Genomic DNA, 6208 nt, shown 5'->3' on the forward strand with positions numbered 1-6208 from the left:
TTTTTCCGGTTTTTTTGGCCTCATCCGTTCTATAGGTGCGAATAACTCTCATAAGCACCAGCCAACACTTAGAGACCAAAAATGTCCAACGTCCCGCTCTCTCCTCTGGCCGCCGTGCGCACGAAAACCCGCGCGCTGCTGTCCCCCACCCTGCTGGCTCTGGCCCTGAGCAGCCCGTTGCTGGCGTGGGCCGAACCGGTGGCCTTGGACATTCCTGCGCAAAGCCTGGTCGGCGCGCTGAATGCCCTGGCGCAGCAAGCCAATCTGCAATTGCTGTACAGCCCGGACGCGATCAAAAACCTGCGCACCCAGCCGCTCAAAGGCAATCTGGAAGCGGCGCAGGCGCTCAACCTGCTGCTGCAAGGCAGCGGTCTGACCTACGAGCTCCAAGGCAATAGCGTGACCCTGCGCCCGGTCAGCAGCGACGCCGGCCTGGAACTGGCACCGACCAGCATCACCGGCCTGGCCATGAGCCCCACCAGCGAAGACTCCGGCAGCTACACCGCCAACGTCGCCACCATCGGCAAGGGCGAGCACAAGCTCAAGGATATCCCCCAGTCGGTATCCATCGTTACGCGCAAGGCGATGGATGATCAGAACCTCACCACCCTTAATGAGGTGCTGGAAAAAACTACCGGCATCACCACCTACCAGAGTCCGTCGGGCGGCAAATATATCTATTCCCGCGGCTTTGAAGTGGAAACCTTTCAGTACGACGGTGTGCCGCTGGACCGCCGCTACTATGGGGTAGGCAGTGGCTTTACCGCCGATATGCAGATCTACGACCGGGTTGAAGTACTGCGCGGCGCCAACGGAATGTTGCAAGGCGCAGGGGCTGCGAGTGGCGCGGTCAACCTGGTGCGCAAACGCCCGAAAGCCGAACAGGCGCTGGCGCTTCAGGCCAGTGCCGGCACCTGGGACAACTACCGCCAGTCCATCGACGGCAGCACCCCGCTGAACGCCGACGGCACGTTGCGCGCGCGGGTGGTAGCGGCCCATGAAGACCGCGACTACTTCTACGCCGAAGCACAAAGCAAAAAGAACCTGCTGTACGCGATGCTCGAGTACGACCTCACTGACAGCACCACCATCGCCGCTGGTGCCAGCGTTGAAGACCTGCATTCGACGCCCTTCTTTGGTGGCCTGCCACGGGCCAAGGATGGCAGCGCGCTGGATATCAGCCGCGCCACCTACACCGGCGCCGACTGGAACAAATGGAACAACAAACAGACCACCTATTTCAGCGACTTGACCCATCACTTCAACGATGACTGGACGCTGAAAGCGGCCGCCAGCTACATCCGTGAAACCAACGACATGTTCTACAGCTGGGGCCGCGGCTCGGTCGATCCCGCCACCGGCGACGGCATGCGCTCTCGCGCCTATCTGTATGAATTCGAGAACACCAACAAAGGGGCGGATATCAACCTTACCGGCAAGTTCCAGAACCTGGGGCGTGAGCATGAAGTGGTGGTCGGTGCCAACGCCAGCGACCTGCGCACCGACGACCTGCAAGGCGGTCTGCTTAACCTCACGCCGATGAATATCTATGACCCGGTCTCGCCACCTCGCCCTACCCGCGCGCAGATGTTGAGCACCACTTACGCGGCGTATACCCAAGCCAAAATCACCCAATCGGGCATCTATGGCGTACTGCGCTACAAGTTGCTGGACCCTCTCACCGTTGTCGTCGGTGCGCGTACCAGTAACTACAAGTACGAATATGAGATGGACCGCATTGTCGGGGTCGACCCTGCCCCTGCAAGCGCAAAAGAAACCGGAGAAGTCAGCCCCTATGGCGGCTTTATCTATGAACTGACCCCGGAGTGGTCGGCGTACATCAGCTATGCCGACATTTTCAAACCGCAAACCGAACTCGGCGCTGGCAACACCCCGCTCAAGCCAATAGTCGGCAGTAACTCGGAAATCGGCTTGAAAGGCGAACTGCTCGATGGACGGGTCAATACCAGTTTCTCGATTTTCCAGGTGGATCAGGAAAACAAGGCCATGTATGGCTTCGGTACCGCCTGCGACGGAGAAGACAACTGCTATAGCGCCGGTGGCAAAGCACGCTCCCGAGGCTTCGACGCGGAGGTCAGCGGCGAAGTGTTGACCGACCTGCAACTCTATGCCGGCTACACCTACACCCACACCGAAAACCTTAACGACCCAGGCGAAGATCCGTCACTGCCCTCCCAGGCCGGCAAAGCCTACAACTCCTATACCCCGAAACATATGCTGCGCCTCTGGGCTGACTACAGGTTGCCGGGTGAATTCAACAAAGTCAGCGTCGGTGCCGGTGGCACCGTGCAGAGCAGCAACTACAACACCAACTTCGTGGAAACCGACGGCGTCGGCAAGATCGAACAAGGTGGTTACAGCGTCTGGAACGGCCGTATTGCCTACCAGTTCGACAAAACCTATAGCGTCTCGGTTAACGCCAACAACATCTTCGACAAACGCTACTACTCGTCGATTGGTTGGCTGTATGCAAGCAACGTTTTTGGCGACCCGCGCAACTACACCTTGACCCTGAAAGCTGATTTTTAAGGCAACCGAGAAGATAAAAAACCGCAGCCTGGCTGCGGTTTTTTATCTTTGTTGGCTTTGGCGCTCGCCCCTCAGAAATTCAAGGTCGCCAAACCGCGGCCTGAATATCCAACTTCTTCGGCAACAACCGATTAGCCAAAAACAAATCCGCCGTAGCCTGCTGAGCAGCAACAATCTCCTCGCTCACCGCAATCGGCGGCGAAGCCGGTCGATGGCTAAACGTCCGCTCGATCACCGCCGCCGGCAACCCCATAAACCCCGCCAGCAGCTGCACACTGGCCGCTTTATCGGTACGCGTCAGCGCCTCAGCCTTCCCCAGTTCATCCAGCAAGGCATGCACAAAATCCGGATTTGCCTCGGCATACGGCCGCGCCGCGAGGAAGAACGGGCCGATCAATCCCAGCCCCTCGCCGTTGGCCAACAAGCGCGCTTTGCCTTCCAGCTCCAGCGCCGAGTAGTAGGGATCCCAGATCACCCAGGCATCCACACTGCCCTGTTCGAACGCTGCGCGAGCATCAGCCGGTGACAGGTACACCGGCTGGATATCGCTAAAGGCCAGGCCGGCTTTGTTCAGGGCGCGCAATAGCAGGTTGTGCGAGCTGGAGCCTTTCTGGAAGGCGACTTTCTTGCCCTTGAGTTCCGCCACGCTATGGATCGGGCTGTCATTGCCCACCACTATCACCTCGGCCTGCGGCTTGGCCGGTTCGGCGGCGATATACAGCAGGTCGGCACCCGCAGCCTGGGCAAACAGCGGGGGAATATCGCCGGTCGAGCCGATGTCCAGGGCACCGATATTCAGCGCTTCCAGCATCTGCGGGCCGGCGGGAAATTCGATCCATTTCACCTGGGTGTTGGCAAAGCGCTGTTCCAGTAGCTTGTGCTCTTTGGCCAGCACCAGACTGGCAGAGCCCTTCTGGTAGCCGATGCGCAAGGTCGGCGGATCGGCGAGCGCCAGTTGGCTGCTGGCAAGCAGCACCAGCAGCGCGGCAAGGCGTTTCAATACAGGCATGCTCATTCCCAATCGGTGGAGGGTTTTTCCCAGAGGTTGATTCCGCCTTCGACGGCGAAGCGGTCGATCTCGGCCAGTTCTTCGCTGCTGAAGGCCAGGTTGTTAAGGGCAGCGACGTTTTCCACGATCTGCTCCGGGTGGCTGGCACCGATCAGTGCCGAGGTTACCCGCGGGTCGCGCAGGGTCCAGGCCAGGGCCAGTTGCGCCAGGCTCTGGCCACGGCGTTTGGCGATTTCGTTGAGGGCGCGGGCCCGTTCGATATTGGCTGCGGACAAATGCGCAGGCAGCAACGAGCCACCGCCCGGACGGTTGACCCGCGAATCCTGCGGCACGCCATTGAGGTATTTGTCGCTGAGCAGCCCCTGGGCCAGGGCGGTGAAGACGATCACCCCGGCACCCACCTCGTCGGTGGCATCCAACAGGTCTTTTTCGATCCAGCGATTGAGCAGGTTGTAGGCCGGTTGATGAATCAGCAGCGGCACTTTCCGCTCGCGCAGCAAGGCGGTGATCTCGCGGGTTTTGCCGGCCGAGTAGGAAGAAATACCGATATACAGCGCCTTGCCCTGCTCGACGATGCTGGCCAGCGCGCCAGCAGTTTCTTCCAGCGGCGTCAGCGGGTCGAAGCGGTGCGAGTAGAAGATATCGACGTAATCCAGGCCCAGGCGCTGCAGGCTCTGGTCGAGGCTGGAAATCAGGTATTTGCGCGAGCTGCCGCCCTGGCCATAGGGACCGGGCCACATATCCCAACCGGCTTTGCTGGAGATGATCAGCTCGTCGCGGTGGGCGCTGAAGTCTTCCTTGAGCAGACGGCCGAAGTTGGTTTCGGCGCTGCCATAGGGCGGGCCGTAGTTGTTGGCCAGGTCGAAGTGGTTGATGCCCAGATCGAAGGCGGTGTGCAGCAATGCGCGCTGGGTGGAAATCGGCGTGGCATCGCCAAAGTTGTGCCACAGGCCCAGGGACAGGGCAGGCAACACCAGGCCGCTGCGACCGACGCGGCGGTACGGCATGGATTGGTAGCGGTCGGGGTTGGCGAGGTAGGTCATGGCAATCCTTCAAGTCGGAGACCACCTGTAGGAGCGGCTTCAGCCGCGATGCTGTTAACGCTCAAAAGCATCGCGGCTGAAGCCGCTCCTACAGAGGGCGCGGGAAATCAGAAAAACTGGTTGTTGGGGCGATTGAGTCCCAGGTGTTCACGCAAGGTACTGCCCTGATACTGAGTGCGGAACAGCCCGCGGCGTTGCAGTTCAGGCACGACAAATTTGGCCACGTCTTCCAGCCCTGCCGGCAGATGCGGCACCAGCACGTTGAAGCCATCGGCAGCGCGGCCTTCGAACCAGGCTTGCAGCTCATCGGCAATCTCGCTGGCGGTGCCGATCAGGCTGTAGTGCCCTCGCCCGCCGGCGATGCGCCGGCCCAGTTGGGCCAGGGTGAGGTTCTCGGCACCCGCCAGTTCGGTGAGCAGCTTCTGCCGGCTTTGCTGGCCATTTTCGGTGAGCGGCAACTCGGGCAACGGCCCGTCCAGTGGATAGCCGGACAGGTCGAAGTTGCCGAGCATCCGACCGAGCAAAGCGACGCCGACTTGCGGTTCGACCAGCTCCTGGAACTGCTCGAATTTTTCCTGCGCCTCGGCGGTGCTCTGCCCGACTACGACAAATACGCCGGGCATGATTTTCAGCGAGTCTTCGTGGCGGCCGAACTTGGCCAGGCGGCCTTTGAGGTCGGCATAGAACGCCTGGGCCTTGGCCAGCGAGGTTTGCGCGGTAAACACCACCTCGGCGGTTTCGGCGGCCAGTTCGCGACCGGTCTCCGAAGAACCCGCCTGCACGATTACCGGTCGGCCCTGGGGCGAACGGGCGACGTTAAGCGGGCCCTGCACCTTGAAGTGTTCGCCGCTGTGGTTCAGCACATGCAGCTTGGCCGGGTCGTAGAACTGGCCGGCTTCTTTGTCCTGCACAAAGGCGTCGTCGGCCCAGCTATCCCACAGGCCGGTGACCACCTGGTGGAATTCGCGGGCGCGGGCATAACGCTCGGCGTGGGGAATATGGGCGTCGCGGCCAAAGTTATAGGCCTCGGCGGCGGCATCGCTGGTGACCAGGTTCCAGCCGGAACGCCCGCCTGAGAGGTGATCCAGCGAAGCGAATTTGCGCGCTACGTGGTAGGGCTCGTTGTAGCTGGTGGTGACGGTGCTGATCAGGCCGATGCGTTCGGTCACGGCGCTCAGGGCAGACAGCAAGGTCAGCGGCTCGAAGTACACCGAGCGCGAGGTGTGGCTGGCGATGGCGTCGGTGCTGGCAGCCACGCTGTCGGCGACAAAAATCGCATCGAACAACGCTGCTTCGGCGATCTGTGCGGTGCGTTTGTAGCTGGCGAAATCCAGCGGATTGGCTTGCACGTCGGGGTGACGCCAGGCGGCAATATGGTGCCCGCCGGCCATTAGAAATGCGCCGAGGCTGAGTTGACGCGGTTGCTTGCTCATAACATCTGTACCTGCTCTGACGGAAAAGCCGTGGCTTGCTCTGCGGCGGTTGCCACGGGGTTTTGCACGCAGTTTTGAATCATTCGATGAGTGTAGGAGCGGCTTCAGCCGCGATGCTTTTCAAGGTCAAGAGCATCGCGGCGGTCGCCGCGCCGGCGGGGGCCGCAGTAGAA

Annotated in this window: 4 protein-coding genes; 1 reads left to right on the top strand and 3 read right to left on the bottom strand. The window is 60.9% G+C overall.

Translation table 11 applies throughout. From position 1 onward, the window contains the following. Positions 1-81: 81 nt before the first annotated feature. Positions 82-2550, top strand: coding sequence for a TonB-dependent siderophore receptor (locus ACVW0Y_RS21270; RefSeq protein ID WP_457441090.1), 2469 nt, complete (start codon positions 82-84; stop codon positions 2548-2550). Between the two features lie 79 nt (positions 2551-2629). Here the strand turns inward: ACVW0Y_RS21270 and ACVW0Y_RS21275 are convergent, their stop codons facing one another. The 3 genes from ACVW0Y_RS21275 to ACVW0Y_RS21285 form a co-directional block, all read right to left on the bottom strand. Beyond that, complete coding sequence (locus ACVW0Y_RS21275) at positions 2630-3559, bottom strand: aliphatic sulfonate ABC transporter substrate-binding protein (RefSeq protein WP_457441091.1); 930 nt, start codon at positions 3557-3559, stop codon at positions 2630-2632. Positions 3560-3561: 2 nt separating this feature from the next. Further along, a complete protein-coding gene (mgrA, locus tag ACVW0Y_RS21280; protein WP_457441092.1) occupies positions 3562-4602 on the bottom strand; it encodes an L-glyceraldehyde 3-phosphate reductase in 1041 nt (346 codons plus the stop codon). A 107-nt stretch (positions 4603-4709) separates the two neighbouring features. Then, positions 4710-6035, bottom strand: coding sequence for an LLM class flavin-dependent oxidoreductase (locus ACVW0Y_RS21285; protein WP_457441093.1), 1326 nt, complete (start codon positions 6033-6035; stop codon positions 4710-4712). Positions 6036-6208: the final 173 nt, after the last annotated feature.

The sequence above is a fragment of the Pseudomonas sp. TE3786 genome, assembly GCF_054057335.1.